The organism is Streptomyces sp. enrichment culture, assembly GCF_964273145.1.
Lineage (GTDB): Bacteria > Actinomycetota > Actinomycetes > Streptomycetales > Streptomycetaceae > Streptomyces.
In genome coordinates, this window is the sequence record NZ_OZ186873.1 from 4264787 (window position 1) to 4288731 (window position 23945).

Sequence of the window (23945 nt, forward strand, 5' to 3'; positions counted from 1 at the left end):
ATGAGAGTCCTGCTGATCGGAGCCAACGGCTACATCGGCCGCTTCGTCGCCGACCGCCTGCTCGCCGACCCGGCCGTCCAGCTCACCACCCTCGGCCGGGGCGACGACGCCGACGTCCGCTTCGACCTCGCCACCGGCAGCCCCGGCGCGCTCACCCGCTTCCTCGACGCGGTCCAGCCCGGTGTCGTCATCAACTGCGCCGGCGCGACCCGGGGCGGCGCCCGGGAACTCACCCGCCACAACACCGTCGCGGTCGCCACCATCTGCGAGGCCCTGCGCCGCAGCAGTTGCAGCGCCCGCCTGGTGCAGATCGGCTGCAGCTCGGAGTACGGTCCCAGCCAGCCCGGCTCCTCCACCGCGGAGGACGCCGTCCCCCGCCCCGGCGGCCCCTACGGCGTCAGCAAACTCGCCGCCACGGAACTGGTCCTCGGCTCCGGCCTGGACGCCGTCGTCCTCCGCGTCTTCTCACCCGCCGGACCCGGCACCCCCGCCGGCTCCCCCCTGGGCCGCCTGGCCGAGGCCATGCGCCGTGCCATGCAGTCCGGCGACGGGGAGCTGAGGCTCGGCGGTCTCGGCATCCAGCGCGACTTCGTCGACGTCCGCGATGTGGCCCGTGCCGTCCACGCCGCCTCGCTCTCCGCCGCGCAGGGCGTCATCAACATCGGCTCGGGCCGCGCCGTCCGCCTCCGCGACGCCGCCACCACCCTCGCCCGGGTGGCCGGTTACGGCGGTGCCCTGCACGAACCGGACGGGCCGCACGGCAACCCGCTCAGGCCGGCCATCGGCCACCCGCGCACCGAATCCCTCAGCCACCGCGCCGAACCCCTGACCCACCCCCGCTCCGAACTCCCCGGCCACCTCGGTCATTCGGGGCACCCCGGACAGCCGGGCCACTCCGCCGGCCTTCGCGCCGAGGCCGACCACCCGGTCGCGCCCCCGGTCGCCCACCCCTATCCGGATGGCTGCGGCAGCTGGCAGCAGGCCGACGTGCGCACCGCGCGGGACCGTCTGGGCTGGCGGCCCCGGATCAACCTCGAGGAGTCCCTCGCCGACATCTGGATGGAGGCGGCTTGCCGCATCTGACCGGTGCGCCGACCGGTACCGGGCCGACGGCTTCCCGCCGGACCGCCGCCCCTCCGGGCGGACCGGGCTCCCCGGGATCCGCCGCACGGCCCCGCGCTCCGCGCGATCCGTGGCCGGGCCCACATCGGGCCCGGCCACGGCACCCGCCCCCACCCCGGCTCCGGGGCCGCCGACCGGCTGATCGCCTTCGGCGGGCCGTGGGGCGACCACCGCCGATCCGGAGGGCCGAGTGGACCGCAGGCCACCCGCCCGAGCGCTTCCGCCCCCCGTCCACGAGACGCCCCCGGCGCCATCTCGGCGAGGCGCTGCGCCTCGCGCGCCGGCGGGGCGCCGCGACGGCCCGCTCCACCGGCCGCACGGACCGGGGCACGCGCGCGGACGGCCGCGACGGCATCGACGGGGCGCGGGACATACGGGAAACGTAGGGGCACATCGCTCCCGGGAAGACCGTGCCCGGTTACTGGGACGACATCGTCTCGCGCATTGGAACAGGTGTCTCGGAATGAAAAAGCCCATGGCAGTGTTACCGGAGAACAACCGTAATGACTGACCGACCAACGGAGTCCCCGTGTCGCTGCCACCCCTGGTCGAGCCGGCCCCCGAGCTCACCGTAGACGAGGTCCGCAGGTACTCCCGCCACCTGATCATCCCCGATGTGGGGATGGACGGGCAGAAGCGGCTGAAGAACGCCAAGGTGCTCTGCGTGGGCGCCGGCGGCCTGGGCTCGCCGGCCCTGATGTACCTGGCCGCCGCGGGCGTCGGCACGCTCGGCATCGTGGAGTTCGACGAGGTCGACGAGTCGAACCTGCAGCGCCAGATCATCCACAGCCAGTCCGACATCGGCCGTTCCAAGGCGGAGTCCGCCCGTGACACCGTCAAGGGCATCAACCCGTACGTGAACGTGGTCCTCCACGAAGAGCGGCTCGAAGCCGACAACGTGATGGACATCTTCGCCCAGTACGACCTGATCATCGACGGTACGGACAACTTCGCGACCCGCTACCTGGTCAACGACGCCTGCGTGCTGCTGAACAAGCCGTACGTGTGGGGCTCGATCTACCGCTTCGACGGTCAGGCCTCCGTCTTCTGGTCCGAGCACGGTCCCTGCTACCGCTGCCTCTACCCGGAGCCCCCGCCCCCCGGCATGGTCCCCTCCTGCGCCGAGGGCGGCGTGCTGGGCGTGCTGTGCGCGTCCATCGGCTCCATCCAGGTCAACGAGGCCATCAAGCTCCTCGCGGGCATCGGCGAACCGCTGGTCGGCCGCCTGATGATCTACGACGCCCTGGAGATGCAGTACCGCCAGGTCAAGGTGCGCAAGGACCCGAACTGCGCGGTCTGCGGCGAGAACCCGACCGTCACCGAGCTCATCGACTACGAGGCCTTCTGCGGCGTCGTCTCCGAGGAGGCCCAGGCGGCGGCCGCCGACTCGACCATCACTCCCAAGCAGCTCAAGGAGTGGATCGACGACGGCGAGAACATCGAGATCATCGACGTCCGCGAGCAGAACGAGTACGAGATCGTCTCGATCCCGGGCGCCCGGCTGATCCCGAAGAACGAGTTCCTCATGGGAACCGCCCTGGAGGGACTCCCGCAGGACAAGAAGATCGTCTTGCATTGCAAGACGGGTGTCCGCAGTGCGGAAGTCCTGGCGGTCCTGAAGAACGCCGGTTTCGCGGACGCCGTGCACGTGGGCGGCGGCGTGATCGGCTGGGTCAACCAGATCGAGCCGCACAAGCCGGTGTACTGATCACCGGTCCCGCTCACCAGCGGGACTGAAGAAGCCCACGGCTCCGACCAGGTCGGAGCCGTGGGCTTCTGTCGTTGTCGGTCGACGCTGGCTGACCTCGGACGGCCCAGAGGCGGCCCAAGGCCCGCAGTCACCGTCGCCAGCTCGGAAGATCGCGTATGCGGACCTGGCCTGAGCTGGCGAGACACTGACCTGCGCGTTCCTGCGACGCTTGCCGCTGTTCCCCGATGCTCGCCGCTCGGTCGGGCACGCGAGGGGCACGTTGCCCGCCAGGGCTATTCGTAGACCCGAGCGGCAGTGAGGGCCCGGGCGAAGAACGTCCAGTCACCTTCGGGTGGTAGATCGTGCCGGAAGTTCCGGTACCACTGCGGAGACGCTGCGACCCAGGCTTCCAGGGCTTCCAAGAACCTGTCCAGCGTCGCGTTCTCCCACTGCTGGCCGTTGGCTGCGTGGTCTGCGCGAAGACGCGCCAGGAAGGCGCTGAAGGCCTCACGATCGCCAATGTGATCGTCGGGCGCCAGAGGGCTGGTCATGGCTGTGATCTTAAGAGGGTCCTCAGGTGACTGGCATGAGTGTCAGTGATCACATCGCCCCCAACCCACCACTCGCCCCAGCTCCCATCCCGTCCGCCATCGACCCACACACCGTGGAGCGGGCGTGGTTCCTGGCGTCCAGGTGGAGCGCGCCACTGTACGAACGACCTGGACGCCAGGGGCCGCGTCTGCTCGGCTCTGCCTGGGTCGATGGCGGACGGGATGGGAGCTCCCACACGCACGCCCCAATGTGCCCGCAGTCGGCGACGGCGCCCCCTCCATCCCGGTGCCGGCCGATCCCCCGCCGGAGGCATGGCCTTGACCGCGGGCCGCTCCATGCGGTGATCGACTCATGGCCACCGGCCCTATCCACATGTGGGCGCGCGTCGGCGCAGCGCGGGCGGAGCGGGCCGGAGGCAGGAGCGGCGCCCGCAGCGGAGCCGGGAGCGCGCCCGGCGGAGCGGAGCGCAGCCGGGGCTTGATGAAGTAGAGAAAGTTCTACCGCGCACCCATGGGACGCAGTCAGAGGTGCCACGTGCTGAGCTTGCCAAGAGCCTCGGCGCGCTCCTCAATGACCTTCATACGGGCGCGCCGCTCAACGTCGTCGTGATGCCCGCTCTGTGCGGTGCTTTGTCCGGGCCATTTGCGGTACAGCAGACCGCATTCCTCGATGAACCATCCGGTGCTGACTGCGTTGAGGGCCATGAGCAGTCCCGTGTCCTCCGAGGAGGGCAGCGCCATCCAGCCGCCCAGCGCGGTCACCAAGTCGCGACGCGCGCACAGCGTCGCCGGGTGGACCTGCGCCCTGTAGTCGTGTGTCCGCCACCGTTCCAGGACAGCGCCCTGTGCGATCGGCCCTGCCGGCGGATCGCCCTCGAAGCCGACCGTGGAGCCATCCGGCAGAAGGTCGAGAACACGTGAGGTCGTCCATGCGACGCCGGTCTGCTCGGTCAGGACCTCGATGTCTCGCCGCAGGGCTCCGGGTGTCAGCACGTCGTCGGCATCCAAGACCTTGATCAGGTCGCCCCGCGCCCGCGCGAGCGCCAGAGTCCGGGCCATGCCGGCGCGGCCCTGCCGCCCCTGCTCGAAGCTGATCCGCGGATCCGAGGGGACGTGTGGTCGTACGTCCGCCGTCTCGCCATCCTCTTGGATGATCCATTCCCAGTCCCAGCCCGGAGGCATCTCCTGGCCGATGAGGGAAGAGTGAGCCTCCGTGAGGTAACGCGCGCTCGGTCCGTGGACCGGCGTGATCACCGATACGAGGTTCGTCATGCGCCCCCGTCCTGCTGGACGCGGGGGAGAGCATCAAGGCCCTGTCCGAGTACCTCGGGCACCACGATCCGGGCTTCACGCTGCGCACGTACACGCACCTGATGCCCAGCAGCGAGAAGCGGACCCGGGAAGCGGTGAACCGTGCCTTCGCGGACGGCCCGGACACCGACGACGGCCCCACGACGGCCCAGGGGGAGTGAGGACGGAGTAAACCCGCAGGTCAGGCCAAGGACCGTCTGACTTGCCGGTGTACTGATCAGCCCTTCCGCCGACCGGCGGAACAGAAGCCCACGGCTCCGGACAGCTCAGACGCCGTGGGCTTCTGGCGTTGTCGGTTGGCGTCGGGGGCCTCGGACGGCCCAGCCGATGGGGGCGAAGCCCCCCGGGACCTTCCGTTTCCCCACCTCGGAGAAACCGTTCAGAGCATGTCTCGAAGCCGGGTGCGGGCTTGTGGCAGGATCCCGGGATGCTGCGACTCACCGATTTCATCATCGACTGCCCGGACACGATGGAGCTGGCGGCCTTCTACTCCGAGGTGACGGGCCGTCCGGTCAAGGAAGGCAGCTCCGAGGACTGGGCCGGCATCCAGTTCGGCGAGATCGAACTGGCATTCATCCGGGTGGACGACTACCGCGCTCCGCAGTGGCCCGACAGCGAGCACCCCAAGCAGTTCCACCTCGACTTCGAAGTGGACGAGATCGAGCCCGAGCAGCGCCGCGTCCTCGACCTCGGCGCGACGCTGAGGCAGGACTTCGTCGGCCCCGACGGCTACGGCTGGCAGGTCTACACCGACCCGATCGGTCACCCCTTCTGCCTGTGCCGCAACAAGGGCGTCATCTGGACCGACCAGGGCCCGGTCTGGCCCAAGCGCGGCTGATCGGCCGCCCACTTCCTCACCCACCACTCCCCCCGGCTCCCGTCCCGTCCGCCGTCGGCCCGCACGCATGCGGAGCGGCGTGCTCCATGGCGTCCAGGCGGAGCGCGCCACTGCACGAACGACCCGGCCGCCATGGGTTGCCTCCGCTCGGCTTCGCCCGGGTCGACGGCGGACGGGACGGGAACTCCCCGCGCGCCCCTGCGGACCCGCGCCCACGTGCGGCGCCCCATCCACCCCGGTGCCGGCCGATCCCCGCCGGAGGCGTGTTCCCGATCGAGCCGCGCTATGCCGGTGATCGGCTCATGGCCACCGGCCCCGCCGGGCGGCCCTTCGACTTCGACACCCGGATCGACGAGATCCTGGTCCGCTGCGAGCCGGGCAGCGAGGCGCACAACGCGATCAGCGAGGCACGGCGGTACCTCCGGGACGCTTCCGACTTGCCGGTGTGCTGAACAGCCGGCTGACCGGCACGGCTCACAAGAGGCCCGCGGCTCCGACCCGCTCGGAGCCGCGGGCCTCCGCCGTCGCCGGCCGGCGACGTCCGACCCCGCACGGCCCCGGGCGCGACGGCCACCGGGACCCCCTCCCCGGCAGGCGCGGGGTCACTCCACGGTCGCGCCGCCCGCGACGGCCGGCGGATGCGGACCCGTGGCACCGGCCCGCCGCCGTACGGGCGCGGCCCCTTGACGCCGGACGTCCCGCCGCCGAAGTTAGGGGTCCAAGTTCCGGCCCGCCAGACGCCGTTCGACCCTCCGCACGAACCTGGGAAAGATCACTGATACGCTCCGGAACCCGCGCCGGTCCACTCCGGACGTTCACATGTCATCTACATGACACACACCGTCACCGGTGCCCGGTCGGGTGCCCGACGCCGCTGCGAGGGGAGGTCGCCCGTGGGCACCGTCGTCGACGATGCCGCCTCCGTGGAGTTCCACGCGTTCTTCGAGCGCCACTACGCCGAACTGTCCCGGCTGGCCCGTCTGCTGACGGGTGAGCCGGACACCGCCGACGATCTGGCGGCGGACGCGCTGCTGGCCCTGTGGCACCGCTGGGACCGGGTGCGCGACGCCGACCATCCGGCGGCCTACGCCCGCGGTGTGGTGGCCAACCTGGCCCGTACCCGGATCCGCAGCGCGGTGCGCGAGCGCCGGCGGATCGCGCTGTTCTGGTCGCCGCGCGAGGAACGGACGGAGAACCCCGACGTGCCGGGCGTGGTGGACGTGCAGGAGGCACTGCGCCGGCTGCCGTTCCGCAAGCGGGCGTGCGTGGTGCTGCGGCACGCCTTCGACCTGTCGGAGAAGGACACCGCGCTGGCCCTGGGCATATCGGTGGGTACGGTGAAGAGCCAGACCTCGAAGGCGATGGCCGAACTGCAGCGGCTGCTGGGCACCCAGGAGGTGCCCCGGCGGGTGCACGCGGCGGCCGCGTCCGCCCGCGGGGACGGGGTCGGCAACTTGCGCGAACAGGCCGACGGGGCCACGAGAAGGGACCGGTGACGATGCGGCGGGACGTGCACGAGGAGCTGCGCGCCCGGCTGCACGAGGCGGCCGGGGCGCACGAGCCCGACCGGGAGTACATCCTGGCCCGGGTGGAGCGCGGCATGGCCGGCCCGGCCCGGCCGGCCCACCGGGCCGCGCGCCCGCCGCTGTTCGGCTGGGTGCGGGTGGCGGGCGCGACGGCGGCGGTGGCCGGGGTGCTCGCGGTGGGCGGGTACGCGGTGGCGTCCGCGGTGAAGGGCGAGGAGGCTCCCCCGCAGCGGCAGGTGGCGGTCTCGCCGACGCCGACGCCGACGCCCACGCCGTCACCGGAGGCCACGAGCCGGGCGCCCGAGCCGCCGGCGGACCCCTCACCGGGCCCGGCGGACGGTCCCCGGGACGACGCCGCCCGCCCGGCCGGCACACCGGACGCGTCCGGCGGCGGCAGCCGGCCGCCGGCCGGGGTCGAGGACGGGCCGCTGTGGTCGGACGGCTCGGTCGACCCGCACAGCAACGAGTTCTGGGCGCAGAGCAACGTGACGCTCAAGACGCGCGCCGAACTGACCGCGCTCACCGTGGAGCTGCGCATCCGGCAGACCGGCGGGGTGTCCTCCACGGGTGCCTGGCGCTCCCTGCCCGAGGACGACTTCGAGCTGCGCGTCGCGGAGCGGGACGGCTTCCTCGTCTACACGTGGACCCTCAAGGAGGGCCGCACCGTCGCACCGGGCGAGTGGGTGTTCGCGGGCCAGTACGACCACGAGCGCGGCGGCCGGGACGCGGGCGGCGACAGCTACGCGGTGACGGCCGCGACCGGGTCCGGACGAGCCGCGGTGGGCGGTGACTTCGCGGCGCGCGACGACGAGTGAGCCGCGGGCGACGGGGGCGCGAAAAAAAGATCGCGAACGGCGGCAACCCCCCGGGTCCCGGCGGCGACCAGGAGACGCAAAGACTCTCCGCACGCAAGGACATTGCGATGACTGCACAACCCGAACAGCGCGCCTCCCACCGCCGCCGCACCACCAAGCGGCGGGCCGTGATCGCCGGAGTCTCCGCGCTCGGCCTCACGGGCGCGGCGATCGTCACCTCGTCGATGCTGTCCACCGCGGGCGCCGCCGCGTCCTGGCCCTCCGGCACCGACAGCAAGCCGGTCTCCCGGACCATCCCCGTCTCCGGCGTCTACGACGGCGGGATGAAGAAGTTCTACGGCGCCGGCGCCCTGGGCGGCGACGGCCAGGACGAGGGCCAGGACCCGATCTTCGAGCTGGCCGACGGCGCCACGCTGAAGAACGTCGTCATCGGCACGCCGGCCGCCGACGGCGTGCACTGCAAGGGCAGCTGCACGCTGCAGAACGTGTGGTGGCTGGACGTCGGCGAGGACGCCGCCAGCTTCAAGGGCACGTCCTCCTCGGCCCAGTACCGGGTGATCGGCGGCGGCGCGAGGAAGGCCGACGACAAGGTGCTCCAGTTCAACGGCGCCGGCACGCTGACGGTGAGCGGCTTCCAGGTGGAGGACTTCGGCAAGCTGGTGCGCTCCTGCGGCAACTGCAAGAAGCAGTACAAGCGCACCATCGTGCTGAACGACATCGACGTGACCGCGCCCGGCAAGTCGCTCGTCGGCATCAACACCAACTACGGCGACACGGCCACGCTGTCGAAGATCCGCATCCACGGCGACAGCAAGAAGAAGATCAAGACCTGCACCCGTTACCAGGGCAACAGCTCGGGCAAGGAGCCGAAGGAGCTCGGTACCGGTCCCGACGGGACGTACTGCAAGTTCTCGGCCTCGGACATCACCTACAACTGAGCCCGCCGAGCGCGTGAGCCCCGGGCGCCCCGCCGGTCCGCACCGGCGGGGCGCCCCCGCTCGTTCGAGGCTCCGAACAGCGGAAACACCCGAAAACTTTCGGCGCGTCCGGCCCCTGTCGCATCGGTTGACGGCCCCCGCTCCACTGGTGACACTCCGAGGGCACACCACCCAACAGAATCCCTCACGCTCCGACAGGAAGTGTCATGGGCCGCCATGCCGCACGCCGCACGCCGCACGCTTCTCGTCCCCCTCCTCGCCTCCCTCGCTCTCCTGCTCACCCTGCTCGCCGCCCCGCCGGGCGCCGCACACCCCGGAGCGCCGCCCGTGAGGAAGCCCACGTACGCCGGTTACCTCTTCGCCTACTTCACCGGCGAGGGCACCGCGGACGGCGAGCAGATCCGCTACGCCCTCAGCCGCGGCAACGACGCCCTGCACTGGCGCGAACTGAACGGCGGCCGGCCCGTGCTGACCTCGACGACCGGCGAGAAGGGCCTGCGCGACCCGTTCGTGATCCGCTCCCCCGAGGGCGACAGGTTCTACATGATCGCCACCGATCTGCGGATGTACCGCAACAGCAGCGGCAGCTGGGACGAGGTCCAGCGGCACGGCAGCAAGTCGATCATGGTGTGGGAATCCACCGACCTGGTCCACTGGACGGACCAGCGGCTGGTGAGGGTCTCCCCGGACAACGCCGGCAACACCTGGGCGCCGGAGGCCTACTGGGACGACGAGCTCGACGCGTACGTCGTCTTCTGGGCGTCCAAGTTGTACGCCGACGACGACCCGGACCACACCGGATCGACGTACAACAGGATGCTGTACGCGACCACCGAGGACTTCCGCACCTTCAGCGAGCCGAAGGTCTGGAACGATCCGGGCCACTCCGTCATCGACTCGACGGTGGTCCGGCACGGGGACACGTACTACCGCTACACCAAGGACGAGCGCGACCCGTCCTCCGGGGCGCCCTGCTCGAAGTTCGTCACCGGCGAGAAGTCCACGTCGCTGACCGACACCTCGTACGACTTCGTCTCCGACTGCATCGGCCGCGGCGCGATGGAGCGGGGCGAGGGGCCGACGGTGTTCAAGTCGAACACCGAGGAGAAGTGGTACCTGTTCATCGACGAGTACGGCGGCCGGGGCTACCTGCCCTTCGAGACCACCGACCTCGCCTCCGGCGAGTGGACCCCGTCGACGGACTACCAGCTGCCCGCGAGCCCGCGGCACGGCACCGTCATCCCGGTCACGCGGGCCGAGTACGACCGGCTGCTCGCCGCCTACCCGCAGAGCCCCACGTCGATCGTGGACGCCACCGCCCCGGGGCAGAAGGGGTACGCGATCGTCAGCGAGGAGACGAGCAGGGTCGTCCTGCCGATGGAGCCGGACGCCGACCTGCGCCGACTCGCGCCGAGGCTGTGGACCGCCGCGGGCGCGACGGTGCGCCCGCGGGCCGGTGCCCGCCGCGACTTCCGCGAACCGCGGACGTACACGGTGACGGCCGCCGACGGCACCCGGCGCACCTGGACCGTCGAGGCCGTACCCACCCGCAGCCCCGTCCTGCCCGGCCTCACCGCCGACCCCGACGTGCGGTACATGGACGGCCGCTACTGGATCTACCCGACCACCGACGGCTTCCCGGGCTGGGGCGGCACGCGGTTCACGGCGTACTCGTCGAAGGACCTGGTGCACTGGACGGACCACGGCGTGATCCTGGACCTCGGGCCGGACGTGTCCTGGGCCGACCGGCACGCCTGGGCACCGGCGATCGCCGAACGCGACGGCACGTACTACTTCTACTTCTGCGCCGACCAGCAGATCGGCGTGGCGGTGGCCGACTCGCCGGCCGGCCCGTTCAAGGACGCGCTGGGCCGACCGCTCATCGGCAAGGGGCGGTTCAGCGGCCAGATGATCGACCCGGCCGTCTTCACCGACGACGACGGCCGCTCGTACCTGTACTGGGGCAACGGGCGCGGCTACGTGGTCCCGCTCGACGACGACATGGTGTCCTTCGACGCCTCGCTGGTGAAGGACATCACGCCGGCCGGCTTCCGCGAGGGCTCCTTCGTGGTGAAGCGCGACGGCACCTACTACTTCATGTGGTCCGAGGACGACACCCGCAGCGAGAACTACCACGTGGCCTACGCGACCGGTCCGTCCCCGCTCGGCCCGTGGACCGAACGGGGCACCATCCTGTCCAAACGCCCCGGGTACGGCATCCTCGGCACCGGCCACCACTCCGTGGTCAACGCCCCGGGCACCGACGACTGGTACATCGTCTACCACCGGTTCGCGCTGAACGGCCCCGGCCGGCCGGGCGGCGACGGCACGCACCGGGAGACCACCGTGGACCGCCTGGAGTTCGCGGCCGACGGCGCCATCGAACCGGTGGTGCCGACCCTGGAGTCGATCCGGCCGGTACGGCGCTGAACCGCGCCCGGCTCACCCGCTCCTCCGGCCGGGACCCGTCACCGCCGGCACCTGCGCCGAGACGGCCCCCGGCCGGCCCGGTCCCCTCGACCCGGCCGGCCTCGCCGTCCTTCGGTGCCGCTCCGTCCAGCCGATACGCGCCGGCCGCCGCGCCGGCGCGGCCACGGCCGCAGCCGCTGCCGTACGCCCCGGGCCCGTGGCCCTTCCAGGTGGGCACCACACCGGTGTCCCCGCCCGGCTCGTCCGCCGTCCCGCGTGCTCCCTCGCGGGGCGCGACCGGCGGGGCCGCCGGTGGGCGGGCGTCACGGAGGAGGGGGACACCCGCGCGGGTGCCGGGTGCCGGGTGTCACAGGGCTTCCTTCCGTGTCAGGTGGCTGAAGGCCAGCCAGCCCGGCAGCACCGGGAGCCACAGCGTCAGCAGCCGGAACAGCAGGACCGCCGGTGCGGCGACCTCCTTGGGGAGGCCGACGGCGATCAGGCCGACCGTCAGGGTCGCCTCCACCGCGCCCACACCGCCCGGCGTCGGTGCCGCGGAACCGAGCGCGTTGCCCGCGAGGAAGACCACGGCGACGCTGGCGAGGCTGATCGACGTCGACTCCTCGCCGAAGGCGCGGATCGAGGCGTCCAGGCACATCACGAAGCAGGCGGTCAGCAGCAGCATGCCGCCGATGCCGGTGATCAGCTTCTGCGGGCGCTGGAGCACGTCGAGCATGCGCGGCACGACACCGGCGAACAGCGACCTCACGCGCGTGACGACGAATTTCCGCAGGAACGGCACCGAGGTGACCACGAGGACCAGGACCGCCACCGTCAGCAGACCGGCGATGACCGTCCGGGACGGCGACAGCGACGGCGTCTTCTCCGTGCCGGTCAGATAGCCGAAGGACAGCAGCATCAGGATGTGGCAGCCGAGCCCGAACAGCTGCGAGGCGCCGACGCTCGCCACCGCGAGCCCCGGCCGCACCCCCGCGCGCTGCAGGAAGCGCGTGTTGAGGGCGACGCCGCCGACCGCCGCCGGGGCGACGATCTTCACGAACGACCCGGCGACCTGCGCCGCCACGGTCCGCAGGAACGGCACCCGCTCCGGCACGAACCCCAGCAGCGCCATCGCCGCCGCGAAGTAACTGCCCGCCGAGAACAGCACGGCCGCGATCACCCAGCCCCACTCGGCGTTGGCGATCAGCGGACCGAACTCGATGTGCGTGAGCTGGGTGAGCAGGAAGTACGCGCCGATCGCACCGGCGATGAAACTGATCAGGGTCCGCGGACGCACCCGTTCCAGCCGGGCCGGCTCGATCGGCGCCTGCGGCCTGATCCGCAGCACCTCGTACCGGATCTGCGTGAGCAGGTCCTCCTCGCGCGCCTCCTCCAGCGCCTCGTCGATGGCCCTCTTCTCGGCCCGCTGCTCGGCGCGTGCGGCCTTCTTGTCCGGCTTGTCCCGTACGGCCCCGGTGTCGGCCCCGGCCGCCTCCAGGCGGGCCTGCTTGGCTTGCCGCGAGGCCTCCAGGACCGCGTCCCGTTCGCGCTGCGCCCGCTCCCGGGCCAGTCTGCGCAGCGTCGCGCGCGTGGCGCGGCTGAGCGCGATGGGCTGGAGCATCGGCAGGCAGTCCGCCACGGCGTCGGGGCCGAGCACGCTCACCGCCGAGGCCACCGCCCGCTCCGCCCCGACCCGCAGGCCGAGCGTCACCAGCAGCTGGGAGACGTCCATGCGCAGCAGCAGGTCACCGGCGGCGATCTCGCCGGCGCGCAGGTCGGTGAGGATCACGGTGCCGGACCGGTCCACCAGAATCGCGTCACCCACCAGCCTGCGGTGCGCGATCCGCCGGGACTGCAGCGCCCGCACCTGGTGCCAGGTGTCGCGCAGCAGGTCGTCGGTGATCTCCTCGTCCGCCAGCGAGTCCAGGGTGCGTCCGCCGGTGTGCTCGTAGACCAGCATCACGGCGTCGGGGCCCAGCTCCGAGGTGGCGATCAGCTTGGGCGCGTGGGCGCCGGCCGCGATCGCCGCGTAGGCGAGCAGCGCCTCCTGCTCCAGGGCCTGGCGCAGCGACGGGAGGCTGCTGCGGGTGGCGAAGCCGCGCAGGGTCAGATTGCGCCACGCGCGGTAGAAGAAGCCCTGCGCCTGCTGTTCCCGGTCGACGACCGTCACGTCCAGTGGAGGGCCGTTCTCCAGTGTGACGAAGTAGCGCCGGCCGCGGTCGCCGCTCTCGGCCGTGTCCGACGGCACCGCCTCCACGCGGGAGGCGGTCACCGGGTGGAAGCCGACGGTCCGCAGGCCCGCCATGAGGGTCCGGCCGGTGGGCCGGACGTTGGGGGAGCCGACCGCGTACAGCGTCCCGTAGGCGACCGTCCAGCCGATCAGCACCGTCAGGATGATCGAGAACGGCGTGGTGTAGCCGGTGACGAGCATCGAGAAGGCGTCGAGGAGCAGCACGATCCACAGCACCGCGCGCCAGCGCGGCCTGCGTGACATGCCCACCGCCGTCATATAGGCGATGACGGGGGCGAGGTAGCCGTGCACGGGGTCGGTGAGGGCGTGGATGTCGTCGGGGGAGGGCTGGGTGAGCGCCTCCTGGATGGAGTCGGGGGCGGCCTTGGCGACCCAGAGGTCGGTGGCGAGGGTCACTCCGTGCGCGAGGACCGCCGCGAGGACGCCGTCGGCGATGCGCAGCCCGTCCCGTTTGATCAGGCGTTCGATCGCGAACGCGACCGGTACCAGGAGGATCGTGATGCTGGAGGCCAGACCCGCGATCTTGATCAGCAGGTCGGGCGCCTGCCCGGTGCCCTTGTTGATGTCCTGTTCCAGGCCCGAGGTGGTGCCGTGCGCGAACGCGGCGACGGCCAGCAGCACGGCGACGGCGAGTACGCCCACCAGCAGCCGCATCAGGTCCGAGGGACGGTGCACGCGCGCGGGGAGCAGCGGTTCGTCGCCCTCGACCTCGTCGATGTGCGTGGTGTCCGCGGGCCCGGCGCCCGGCGGGGTTCCGCTCCCGGTGGCCCGGCCGTCGGCCTTTCCGGCGGTGACGGGGCGCGACGAAGCGTCAGAGGTGCCCTCCGTGCTCCCCGGGTCCCCGGGCTGCACACCCTGCTGCTTCATCGTCTCTTCTTGCTCTCGTATCACTGGTCACCGCCCGCATGATGGTGGCATGCCGCACCGACACACGGGGGCGCCAGGGTGCGCACGCGGGGCCGCACAGTCTGCCCGAAGCGCTGCGCGCGGGCGAGGGCCCGCAACCGCCGGAAAGGCGCCGCGCCGCCGGCGGGGTGGTGCAGGATGGGGCGGATGAACGAGGCGCGCCTTCCGGACGACGACACCCGCGCGGACGACGCGGGTCCCCTGCCCGAGTACGCCGAGCGGGTCCTCGAGGTCACCGAGCTGATCCCGCCGGGCCGGGTCATGACGTACGGGGACATCGCCGAGTGGCTGGGGGAGGGCGGCCCCCGTCAGGTGGGCCGCGTGATGGCCCTCTACGGCGGGGCCGTGCCGTGGTGGCGCGTGGTCCGGGCGGACGGCGTGCTGCTCGCCGGCCACGAGCTGGAGGCCCTCGCACGCTACCGCCGGGAGGGCACCCCGCTGAAGGAGGCCGGCAGGGCCGCGGAGGGCCACCTGCCGCGCCTCGACCTGGGACGTGCCCGGTGGGACGGTGCTGCGCGCGCGGAGGGTCACACCTGACAGCTTCCGCCATCGGGCCGGTCGATGTGTGACCCGTGATCCGTATGAGGGAATCGGGGCATTTCGAAGATCTTCGTGGCATGACGTACGTTCGTGGGTCGAGGGACACACGTGCCACGAGGGACCCGAGGGACACGAGGGAAGAAGGGGAAACCCTGCTTCCGTCTCATCCGTCGGCATGGCGTCGGCTGCGCGTGCCCCCCTCACCCCGCGGCCACCGCGCTCCCCGAGGGACGGCCGCACTCCCACCACACCCACCAGGACCGGCGAACCACGTGAGCTCCTCCTCCACCACCAGGCGTCCGCCGCACCCCCAGGCGCGGCGGGGGACCCGTGGCGCCTACCGTCTGGTCCGCACCCCGCCCGCGCGGATGGACCCCCCTCGTCTGGACGCAGCGCAGCGCGCCGTGGTTGACCACAGGACCGGACCCCTGCTGGTTCTCGCGGGTCCCGGCACCGGGAAGACCACCACGCTCGTCGAGTCCGTGGCGGCCCGGATCGACCGGGGCGGCGACCCGGAGCGGATCCTGGTGCTGACCTTCAGCCGCAAGGCGGCCGTCGAGCTGCGGGACCGCATGGCCCTGCGCATCGGCGCCGCCCGCGCCCCCCGGGCGACCACCTTCCACTCCTTCGGCTACGCCCTGGTCCGCGCCTGCCACGACAGCGACCGGTCCACGCAGCCGCCGCGGCTGCTGTCCGGCCCCGAGCAGGACGTCACCGTGCGCGAGCTGCTCGCCGGCCAGGCGGACCTGGAGCGGCTCGGGCTCGCACACGTGCGCTGGCCCGACGAGCTGCGTGCCTGCCTGACCACCCGCGGCTTCGCCGACGAGGTCCGCGCGGTCCTCGCCCGCAGCCGCGAGCTCGGCCTGGGCCCCGGTGCCCTGGACGCCTTCGCGCGGCGCATCGGCCGCCCCGACTGGCGGGCCGCCGCCGCCTTCCTCGCCGAGTACCTCGACGTCCTCGACCTGCAGGGCGTCCTCGACTACGCCGAACTGGTCCACCGCGCGGTGCTCCTCGCCGGCCGCCCCCGGGTCGCCGAACGGCTCGCCGCGCAGTACGACGCCGTCTACGTCGACGAGTACCAGGACACCGATCCGGCCCAGGTACGGCTGCTGCGGGCGCTGGCCGGCGGCGGCCGCACCCTGATCGTCTTCGGCGACCCCGACCAGTCGATCTACGCCTTCCGCGGCGCGGACGTGAACGGCATCCTGGACTTCCCGCACACCTTCCCCCGCGTGGACGGCCGCCCCGCCCCCGTCCAGGTCCTGCGCACCTCCCGCCGCTCCGGCGCCGCCCTGCTGGACGCCACCCGGCAACTGGCCCGGCGCATGCCGCTGCCCCGGCTGCCCGCCGACAAGGCGCGCGCCCACCGCGAGCCGGTCCCCGTACGGGAGGGGGGCCGCGTCGAGGCGTACACGTACCCGACGCCCGGCACGGAGCTGGACAACATCGCCGACCTCCTGCGCCGGGCCCACCTGGAGGACGGCGTCCCCTGGAGCGAGATGGCCGTCCTGGTGCGCGCCGGCTCCCGCATCCCCACGCTCCGCCGCGCCCTGACGGCGGCAGGCGTCCCGCTGGACGTGGACGGCGACGACCTGCCCCTGCGGCACGAGCCCGCGGTGGCACCGCTGCTGACGGCGCTGCGCGCGGTGGCGACGGCGGAGGCGGCGCGGCGGCCCGGCACCGGCGACCCCGGGACCGGCGCCGACGGTCCCGGACCGGACGCCGACGCTTCCGGAACCGGTGCCTGCTGGCTCGACACCGGGACCGCCCTGACCCTGCTCACCTCCCCCCTCGCCGGCATGGACGCCGCCGACCTGCGCCGCCTCGGCCGGGCCCTGCGCGACGAGGAGCGCGCGGCGGGCAACCCGCTGCCGCCGCCCTCGGACGAACTGCTCGCGCGGGCGCTGGCCGAGCCCGAGCGCCTCGCCGTGCACGACCCCGCGTACGCGCGGGGCGCCCAGCGCCTCGGCGCGCTGCTCCGCACGGCCCGCGAGCGCCTCGCGGCCGGCGGCACGGCCGAGGAGGCGCTGTGGGACCTGTGGCAGGGCACGCCCTGGCCCGGGCGCCTGGAGCGGGCCGCCCGGCGCGGCGGCGCGGCCGGGCGCAACGCCGACCGCGACCTGGACGCCGTGTGCGCGCTGTTCGCGACCGCCGCGCGCGCGGAGGAGCGCACCGGCGGCCGGGGCGCCCTGAACTTCCTGGAGGAGATCGAGGCCCAGGACATCGCCGCCGACACCCTCACGCGGCGTGCCCTGCGCCCCGAGGCCGTCCGCCTGATGACCGCCCACCGGGCCAAGGGCCTGCAGTGGCGCCTGGTCGTCGTCGCGGGTGTCCAGGAGGGCCTGTGGCCGGACCTGCGCCGCCGCGGCTCCCTCCTGGAGGCCGACCGCATCGGCCGGGACGGACTCGCCGAACCGCTCACCCCGGGAGCGCTGCTCGCCGAGGAGCGCCGCCTGTTCTACGTGGCCGCCACGCGCGCGCGTGAGCGTCTCGTCGTCACGGCGGTGAAGGCGCCGGCCGACGACGGCGACCAGCCCTCCCGCTTCCTGACCGAGCTCGGCGTCGAGCCCAAGGACGTCACCGGCCGCCCCCGCCGCCCGCTGTCGGTCGCGGCACTCGTGGCCGAACTGCGCGCCACCACGGTCGACCCGCACGCGTCCGACGCCCTGCGGGAGGCCGCCGCCCACCGGCTCGCCCGCCTCGCCGCGCTCGCCGACGAGGACGGCCGCCCCCTGGTGCCGGCCGCCCACCCCTACCGCTGGTGGGGCATGTTCGAGCCCACCGAGAGCAAGGTGCCGCTGCGCGACCGCGACAAGCCCCTCGTGCTGTCCGGCAGCGCCCTGGAGCAACTCGCGCGCACCTGCGCCCTGCAGTGGTTCCTGGGCCGCGAGGTGAAGGCCGACGCGCCCGCGACCGCCGCCCAGGGCTTCGGCAACGTGGTGCACGTCCTGGCCGACGAGGTCGCCTCCGGGCGCACCCCGGCCGACCTCGACGTCCTCATGGAACGCCTGGACTCCGTGTGGAACGCGCTCGCCTTCGACGCGCCGTGGAAATCGGCCCAGGAGAAGGAGAGCGCGCGTCTGGCGCTCGAACGCTTCCTGAAGTGGCACGTCGACGCGCACGGCGCCCGCGCGGGACGTACGCCGGTCGCCACCGAGCACGACTTCGACGTGACCCTGGAGGCGGGCGACTACGAGGTGCGCATCCGGGGCCAGATGGACCGGGTCGAGACCGACGGTGAGGGCCGTGCCTACGTCGTCGACTTCAAGACCGGCAAGCAGGCCCCCAGCGCGGCCGAGGTGGCCCGTCACCCGCAGCTCGCCGTCTACCAGCTCGCCGTCCGCGAGGGAGCCGTCGACGACGTCTTCGACGGGGCGCGCCCCGAGCCGGGCGGCGCCGAACTCGTCCAGCTGCGCCTGGGCGCGGCCAGGAAGGACGGCGGTGAGGCGCTGCCCAAGGTGCAGGCGCAGCAGGCCCTGGAGGGGGAGGCCGGGGAATGGGTCGGCGAGCTGCTGGCCACGGCCGCCGGCAAGGTCCTGGACGAACGGTTCACCCCTGCCACGGGCCAGCACTGCACGCACTGCGCCTTCCGGGCGTCGTGCAGCGCGCGGCCCGAGGGCCGGCACATCGTGGAGTAGGACGGCGGGAGGCGGAGCCATCGGCGCGCGGGGGCGAAGTGGCGGGACGCGGAGCCGTCGGTGTGCGGGAAGTCACCGGTGTGACGGACAGCACCACCCGTTCCGACCTGCGCTTGTTCCCGCGTCCGGGACCGCCGCGGCCTCCCCTGTCGGTGGCCGCGGCTAGCCTCTTGGACGTGCCCACCCGTATCACCGATCCCGAGCAGCTCAAGGAGCTCCTCGGGATCCCGTTCACCCCCGAGCAGACGGCCTGCATCACCGCCCCGCCCACCCCCCAGGTGATCGTGGCCGGCGCCGGGTCGGGCAAGACGACGGTGATGGCGGCGCGCGTGGTGTGGCTGGTCGGCACCGGCCAGGTCGCGCCCGAGCAGGTGCTCGGCCTCACCTTCACCAACAAGGCCGCCGGCGAGCTCGCCGAGCGCGTCCGCAAGGCACTGGTCAAGGCCGGTGTCACCGACCCCGACACCATCGACCCGGACAACCCGCCGGGCGAGCCGGTGATCTCCACCTACCACGCCTTCGCGGGGCGCCTCCTGGCCGACCACGGCCTGCGCATCGGACTGGAGCCGGCCTCCCGCCTGCTCGCCGACGCCACCCGCTACCAGCTCGCCGCGCAGGTGCTGCGCGAGGCCCCCGGCCCCTACCCGGCGCTCACCCGCTCCTTCCCCGACCTGGTCGGCGACCTCCTCGCCCTCGACGCCGAGCTCGCCGAGCACCTCGTACGGCCCGAGGACCTGCGCGCGTGGGACGCCGCACTGCTGCGCACCCTGGGGAGCGCCAAGCTCACCAACGCCGACCTGCGCAAGGTCCCCGAGGCCGCCGCCGCCCGCCGGGAACTCGCCGACCTGGTGATCCGCTACCGGGCCGCCAAACGCGAACGCGACCTGCTCGACTTCGGCGACCGGATCGCCCTGTCGGCGCGGCTCGCCGCGATCCCCGAGGTGGGCCGCGTCCTGCGCGACGAGTTCCGCGTCGTCCTCCTGGACGAGTACCAGGACACCTCGGTCGCCCAGCGCGTCCTCCTCGCGGGCCTCTTCGGCGGCGGCACCGGCCACCCCGTGACCGCCGTCGGCGACCCCTGCCAGGCCATCTACGGCTGGCGCGGCGCGTCCGTCGCCAACCTCGACGACTTCCCCGAGCACTTCCCCCACGCCGACGGCCGCCCCGCCACCCGCCGGGCGCTCAGCGAGAACCGCCGCAGCGGCGGACGCCTCCTCGACCTCGCCAACGGCCTCGCCGAGCCCCTGCGCGCCATGCACGCGGGTGTGGAGGCCCTCCGCCCCGCCCCCGGCGCCGAACGCGAGGGGACGGTCCGCTGCGCCCTGCTGCGCACCCACGCCGAGGAGATCGACTGGATCGCCGACTCCATCGCCCACCTCGTACGGACCGGCAAGGCGCCCGGCGAGATCGCCGTCCTGTGCCGCACGGCCACCGACTTCGCCGAGATCCAGGGCGCCCTGGTCGCCCGTGACGTGCCCGTCGAGGTGGTGGGCCTGTCCGGCCTGCTGCACCTGCCCGAGGTGGCCGACCTGGTCGCCGTCTGCGAAGTCCTCCAGGACCCCGGCGCCAACGCCGCCCTCGTCCGCCTGCTCACCGGCCCGCGCTGGCGCATCGGCCCGCGCGACCTCGCCCTCCTCGGCCGCCGCGCCCGCCTGCTCGTCTCCCGCGCGCGCGTGGACGGCGACGACGACCCCGACCGCCGGCTCGCCGCGGCCGTCGAGGGCGTCGACCCGGCCGAGGTGATCTCGCTCGCCGACGCCCTCGACACCTTCCTGGAAACGCCGCTGGACGGCACGGGGGACGACGACGGGCTGCCGTTCTCCCCGGAGGCGCGCGTGCGGTTCGCCCGCCTCGCCGCCGAACTGCGCGACCTGCGCCGCTCCCTGTCCGACCCGCTGATGGACGTCCTGCACCGCGTCCTGGCCGTCACCGGCCTGGAGGTCGAGCTGTCGGCGTCCCCGCACGCCCTGGCCGCCCGCCGCCGCGAGACCCTGTCGAACTTCCTGGACATCGCCGCCTCCTTCGCCGCGAGCGACAACGAGGCCACCCTGCTCGCCTTCCTCGGCTTCCTGCGCACCGCCGCCCAGTACGAGAAGGGCCTCGACAACGCCCTCCCCGGCGGCGAGAACACCGTCAAGGTGCTCACCGCCCACAAGTCCAAGGGCCTGGAGTGGGACGTCGTCGCCGTCCCCGGCCTGGTCACCGGCACCTTCCCCAGCAGCCAGGGCCGCGAGAAGTGGACCGCCCAGGGCAAGGTGCTGCCGCACGGGCTGCGCGGCGACGCCGACACCCTGCCCGACGTCACCTCCTGGGACGCCAAGGGGCTCAAGGCCTTCCACGAGGCCATGAAGGACCACCAGCACACCGAGGAGCTCCGCCTCGGCTACGTCACCTTCACCCGCCCCCGCTCCCTCCTCCTGGGCTCCGGGCACTGGTGGGGGCCCACCCAGAAGAAGCCCCGCGGACCGTCCGCCTTCCTCCGGGCCCTGTACGACCACTGCGCCGCCGGACACGGCGAGATCGAGGTCTGGGCGGACGAACCCGCCGAGGACGAGGAGAACCCCGCCCTGCACCGGGCGGCCGCCGACCAGGTCTGGCCACTGCCCCTCGACGAGGCGTCCCTGGCCCGGCGCCGGGCCGCCGCCGAGACGGTCCTGGCCCACCTGGACGCGCTCGCCGCCCGTCCGGACGGGCACCCGGCCGCCGTACACGACCCGGACGGCCATGACGATCCGGACTGGCCGCCGCCCCCGGACGACGAGCCCCCGTTCGACGACGAGTCCCCGTTCGGCGACGAGCCCCCGTTCGACGACGAGCCCTCGTTCGACGGTGGCGACCCGTTCGACGACACCCTCGGTGATGAGGACCCCTTCGACGACGGCGCCCTCCGCGGCGAGGACCCGTTCGACGGGGACCCGCTCGACAGCGAGGTCCTTCACGGCGAGGACCCGTTCCACGACGACACCCGGTACGGGGAGCACGGCGCCCCGGCCGGCCGGGACCCCCGGGCCACCGCGCGTCCGACCGTCCCCCACCAGGCCACGGCTCCGGAGCAGCACGGCGGGGCCGGCATCCCGCGCCCCCACCCCGCGCACCCGGAACCGGAACCGGGCTCGTCCCGCCGCCGGACCCACGCCCCGGCCGGTCTCACCCCGGAGGAGGCCCGCGCCGTCGCGTCCTGGGACCGCGACCTCGACGCCCTCACCGGGGAACTGCTGCGGGCCCGGCAGAGCGTCACGGAGGTGCCCCTGCCGGCGTCGCTGACCGCGTCGCAGCTGCTGCACCTGGCCGCCGACCCCGACGGCTTCGCCCGGGAACTGGCCCGCCCCATGCCCCGCCCGCCGCAGCCCGCCGCCCGCCGCGGCACCCGCTTCCACACCTGGGTGGAGACCCGCTTCGAGGAGCTGACGCTGCCCCTGCCGGAACCGGACGAGCCGCCCGCCGCCGACGCCGGGATCGCGGACGAACACGACCTGGAGGCCCTCAAGGACGCCTTCGAGCGCACCGAGTACGCCCGCCGCACGCCCTACCGCGTCGAGGCACCGTTCCAGCTCGCCCTCGCCGGCCGCGTCGTACGGGGCCGTATCGACGCCGTCTACAAGGAGGGCGACGGCCCGGAGGCGACGTACGAGATCGTCGACTGGAAGACCGGCCGCACCCCCACTGCGGACCCGCTCCAACTGGCGGTGTACCGCCTGGCCTGGGCGGAGCAGCAGGGAGTGCCGCTGGAGTCGGTGACGGCCGCCTTCCTGTATGTGCGCACCGGCGACGTCGTACGCCCCGACGACCTCCCGGACCGCCCCGCCCTGGAACGCCTGCTGCTGGGCGGGCCGTCCGGTGACGAACCGCACGACCGGGCCGCCGGCGCGGGCCGATAGGCTCGTGGGCATGAGCCAGCCCGTTGACAGTGCCGTCAGCGCCGTCCGCGCGTACGTCGCGCAGCACCGCGCCGCCTTCCTCGACGACCTCGCCGAGTGGCTGCGCATCCCGTCCGTGTCGGCGCAGCCCGCCCACGCGCCCGACGTCCGGCGCAGTGCCGACTGGCTCACCGCCAAACTGAGGGAGACCGGGTTCCCGGTCGCCGAGGTCTGGGAGACGCCGGGCGCCCCCGCCGTCTTCGCCGAGTGGCCCGCCGCCGACCCCGCGGCGCCCACCGTCCTCGTCTACGGCCACCACGACGTGCAGCCCGCCGCCCGCGAGGACGGCTGGGACAGCGAGCCCTTCGAGCCCGTGGTGCGCGGAAACCGCCTCTACGCGCGCGGGGCGGCCGACGACAAGGGCCAGGTGTTCTTCCACACCCTCGGGGTCCGCGCCCACCTGGCCGCCACCGGCCGCACCGCCCCCGCCGTGCACCTGAAGCTGCTGATCGAGGGGGAGGAGGAGTCCGGCTCCCCGCACTTCCGCGCCCTGGTCGAGCGACGGGCCGAGCGGCTCGCCGCCGACGCCGTGATCGTCTCCGACACCGGCATGTGGTCGGAGGACACCCCCACGGTCTGCACCGGCATGCGCGGCCTGGCCGAGTGCGAGATCCGGCTGTACGGCCCCGACCAGGACATCCACTCCGGTTCCTTCGGCGGCGCGGTGCCCAACCCGGCCACGGCCGCCGCCCGCCTGGTCGCCGCCCTGCACGACGAGCACGCGCGCGTGGCGATCCCCGGCTTCTACGACGGCGTCGTCGAGCTCACCGACCGCGAACGGGCGCTCTTCGCCGAGCTGCCCTTCGACGAGCGGCGGTGGCTGCGCACGGCGAAGTCCCACGCCGCCCACGGCGAGGCCGGGCACACCACCCTGGAACGCATCTGGGCCCGCCCCACCGCCGAGGTCAACGGGATCGGCGGCGGCTACCAGGGACCCGGCAGCAAGACGATCATCCCGTCCTCGGCCATGGTGAAGCTCTCCTTCCGGCTGGTCGCCGGCCAGGACCCCGGCCACGTCGAGAAGGCCGTCCGCGCCTGGGCGGCCGAGCAGGTGCCCGCCGGCATCCGGCACGAGATCACGTTCGGCGGGGCCACCCGCCCGTGCCTGACGCCGCTGGACCACCCGGCCCTGCAGTCGGTGGTCCGCGCCATGGGCCGCGCTTTCGGCAAACCGGTCCTGTTCACCCGTGAGGGAGGTTCCGGACCGGCCGCCGACCTCCAGGAGGTCCTCGGCGCACCGGTGCTCTTCCTGGGCATCTCCGTCCCCTCCGACGGCTGGCACGCCCCCAACGAGAAGGTGGAGCTCGACCTGCTGCTCAAGGGCGTCGAGACCTCCGCCTACCTGTGGGGCGACCTCGCGGAGAACTGGCGCCGTGCGCCCTGAGCCCGACCCGCCCGCCGGACGGGTCCGCCGCGCGGGGCACACTGGAAGAACCGCCCCGTACCGCCCGGCCGCCCCCCACCGCCCGGGCCCGGCCGCCTCCCGCCGCACGTCC

At 73.5% G+C, this 23945-nt stretch carries 15 protein-coding genes and 1 pseudogene; 13 read left to right on the plus strand and 3 right to left on the minus strand.

Annotated elements, in window-relative coordinates; genetic code table 11:
• Complete coding sequence (locus tag ACSU6Z_RS19410) at positions 1–1083, plus strand: NAD-dependent epimerase/dehydratase family protein (RefSeq protein ID WP_437047315.1); 1083 nt, start codon at positions 1–3, stop codon at positions 1081–1083.
• Between the two features lie 568 nt (positions 1084–1651).
• Positions 1652–2830 carry an adenylyltransferase/sulfurtransferase MoeZ gene (gene moeZ, locus ACSU6Z_RS19415; protein ID WP_437047316.1) on the plus strand — a complete coding sequence of 393 codons (1179 nt, stop codon included), beginning with the start codon at positions 1652–1654 and terminating at the stop codon, positions 2828–2830.
• Between the two features lie 275 nt (positions 2831–3105).
• Here the strand turns inward: moeZ and ACSU6Z_RS19420 are convergent, their stop codons facing one another.
• Together ACSU6Z_RS19420 and ACSU6Z_RS19425 are read right to left on the minus strand one after the other, a co-directional pair.
• Positions 3106–3363, minus strand: a complete 258-nt coding sequence (locus ACSU6Z_RS19420; RefSeq protein WP_437047318.1) for a DUF7660 family protein — start codon at positions 3361–3363, stop codon at positions 3106–3108.
• 522 nt (positions 3364–3885) lie between these two features.
• Positions 3886–4635: a glycosyltransferase family 2 protein gene (locus ACSU6Z_RS19425; protein WP_437047319.1), complete on the minus strand. Its 750-nt coding sequence runs from the start codon at positions 4633–4635 to the stop codon at positions 3886–3888.
• Positions 4636–4637: 2 nt separating this feature from the next.
• On the opposite strand from ACSU6Z_RS19425, the pseudogene ACSU6Z_RS19430 reads away from it, so the two are divergent.
• From ACSU6Z_RS19430 to ACSU6Z_RS19460, 7 genes and pseudogenes are all read left to right on the plus strand, one after another.
• A pseudogene (locus ACSU6Z_RS19430) lies at positions 4638–4835 on the plus strand (site-specific integrase); the annotation flags it as partial.
• A 266-nt stretch (positions 4836–5101) separates the two neighbouring features.
• Positions 5102–5512: a VOC family protein gene (locus ACSU6Z_RS19435; RefSeq protein ID WP_437047321.1), complete on the plus strand. Its 411-nt coding sequence runs from the start codon at positions 5102–5104 to the stop codon at positions 5510–5512.
• Positions 5513–5814: 302 nt separating this feature from the next.
• The gene (locus ACSU6Z_RS19440; RefSeq protein WP_437047322.1) at positions 5815–5964 is read left to right on the plus strand and encodes a metal-dependent phosphohydrolase; all 150 of its coding nucleotides are present in this window, start codon (positions 5815–5817) and stop codon (positions 5962–5964) included.
• 441 nt (positions 5965–6405) lie between these two features.
• Entirely contained in the window at positions 6406–7008 is a 603-nt protein-coding gene (locus tag ACSU6Z_RS19445) for a SigE family RNA polymerase sigma factor (RefSeq protein ID WP_437047324.1), read from the plus strand.
• Complete coding sequence (locus tag ACSU6Z_RS19450; RefSeq protein WP_437047326.1) at positions 7005–7853, plus strand: hypothetical protein; 849 nt, start codon at positions 7005–7007, stop codon at positions 7851–7853. Before ACSU6Z_RS19445 ends, ACSU6Z_RS19450 begins: the two co-directional genes overlap by 4 nt.
• Before the next feature lie 107 nt (positions 7854–7960).
• Positions 7961–8791 carry a pectate lyase gene (locus ACSU6Z_RS19455; protein WP_437047328.1) on the plus strand — a complete coding sequence of 277 codons (831 nt, stop codon included), beginning with the start codon at positions 7961–7963 and terminating at the stop codon, positions 8789–8791.
• A gap of 216 nt (positions 8792–9007) precedes the next feature.
• On the plus strand, positions 9008–11221 hold the full coding sequence (locus ACSU6Z_RS19460; RefSeq protein WP_437047329.1) for a family 43 glycosylhydrolase: 2214 nt from the start codon (positions 9008–9010) through the stop codon (positions 11219–11221).
• 346 nt (positions 11222–11567) lie between these two features.
• Here ACSU6Z_RS19460 and ACSU6Z_RS19465 read toward each other — a convergent pair whose 3' ends face one another.
• Positions 11568–14315 carry a lysylphosphatidylglycerol synthase domain-containing protein gene (locus ACSU6Z_RS19465; protein ID WP_437047331.1) on the minus strand — a complete coding sequence of 916 codons (2748 nt, stop codon included), beginning with the start codon at positions 14313–14315 and terminating at the stop codon, positions 11568–11570.
• 186 nt (positions 14316–14501) lie between these two features.
• On the opposite strand from ACSU6Z_RS19465, the gene ACSU6Z_RS19470 reads away from it, so the two are divergent.
• The 4 genes from ACSU6Z_RS19470 (at position 14502) to ACSU6Z_RS19485 (ending at position 23833) form a co-directional block, all read left to right on the plus strand.
• A complete protein-coding gene (locus ACSU6Z_RS19470) occupies positions 14502–14891 on the plus strand; it encodes an MGMT family protein (protein WP_437047333.1) in 390 nt (129 codons plus the stop codon).
• A 275-nt stretch (positions 14892–15166) separates the two neighbouring features.
• Positions 15167–18532: an ATP-dependent helicase gene (locus tag ACSU6Z_RS19475; protein WP_437047334.1), complete on the plus strand. Its 3366-nt coding sequence runs from the start codon at positions 15167–15169 to the stop codon at positions 18530–18532.
• A gap of 176 nt (positions 18533–18708) precedes the next feature.
• Positions 18709–22410, plus strand: coding sequence for a UvrD-helicase domain-containing protein (locus tag ACSU6Z_RS19480; protein ID WP_437047336.1), 3702 nt, complete (start codon positions 18709–18711; stop codon positions 22408–22410).
• Positions 22411–22420: 10 nt separating this feature from the next.
• Positions 22421–23833: a dipeptidase gene (locus ACSU6Z_RS19485; RefSeq protein ID WP_437047338.1), complete on the plus strand. Its 1413-nt coding sequence runs from the start codon at positions 22421–22423 to the stop codon at positions 23831–23833.
• Positions 23834–23945: the final 112 nt, after the last annotated feature.

Coding starts and splice junctions, on each gene's coding strand:
- ACSU6Z_RS19440 (WP_437047322.1), top strand. CDS start 5,815: ATGGCCACCGGCCCCGCCGGGCGGCCCTTCGACTTCGACACCCGGATC.
- ACSU6Z_RS19455 (WP_437047328.1), top strand. CDS start 7,961: ATGACTGCACAACCCGAACAGCGCGCCTCCCACCGCCGCCGCACCACC.
- ACSU6Z_RS19485 (WP_437047338.1), top strand. CDS start 22,421: ATGAGCCAGCCCGTTGACAGTGCCGTCAGCGCCGTCCGCGCGTACGTC.
- ACSU6Z_RS19465 (WP_437047331.1), bottom strand. CDS start 14,315: ATGAAGCAGCAGGGTGTGCAGCCCGGGGACCCGGGGAGCACGGAGGGC.
- ACSU6Z_RS19410 (WP_437047315.1), top strand. CDS start 1: ATGAGAGTCCTGCTGATCGGAGCCAACGGCTACATCGGCCGCTTCGTC.
- ACSU6Z_RS19425 (WP_437047319.1), bottom strand. CDS start 4,635: ATGACGAACCTCGTATCGGTGATCACGCCGGTCCACGGACCGAGCGCG.
- ACSU6Z_RS19470 (WP_437047333.1), top strand. CDS start 14,502: ATGAACGAGGCGCGCCTTCCGGACGACGACACCCGCGCGGACGACGCG.
- ACSU6Z_RS19420 (WP_437047318.1), bottom strand. CDS start 3,363: ATGACCAGCCCTCTGGCGCCCGACGATCACATTGGCGATCGTGAGGCC.
- ACSU6Z_RS19435 (WP_437047321.1), top strand. CDS start 5,102: ATGCTGCGACTCACCGATTTCATCATCGACTGCCCGGACACGATGGAG.
- ACSU6Z_RS19460 (WP_437047329.1), top strand. CDS start 9,008: ATGCCGCACGCCGCACGCCGCACGCTTCTCGTCCCCCTCCTCGCCTCC.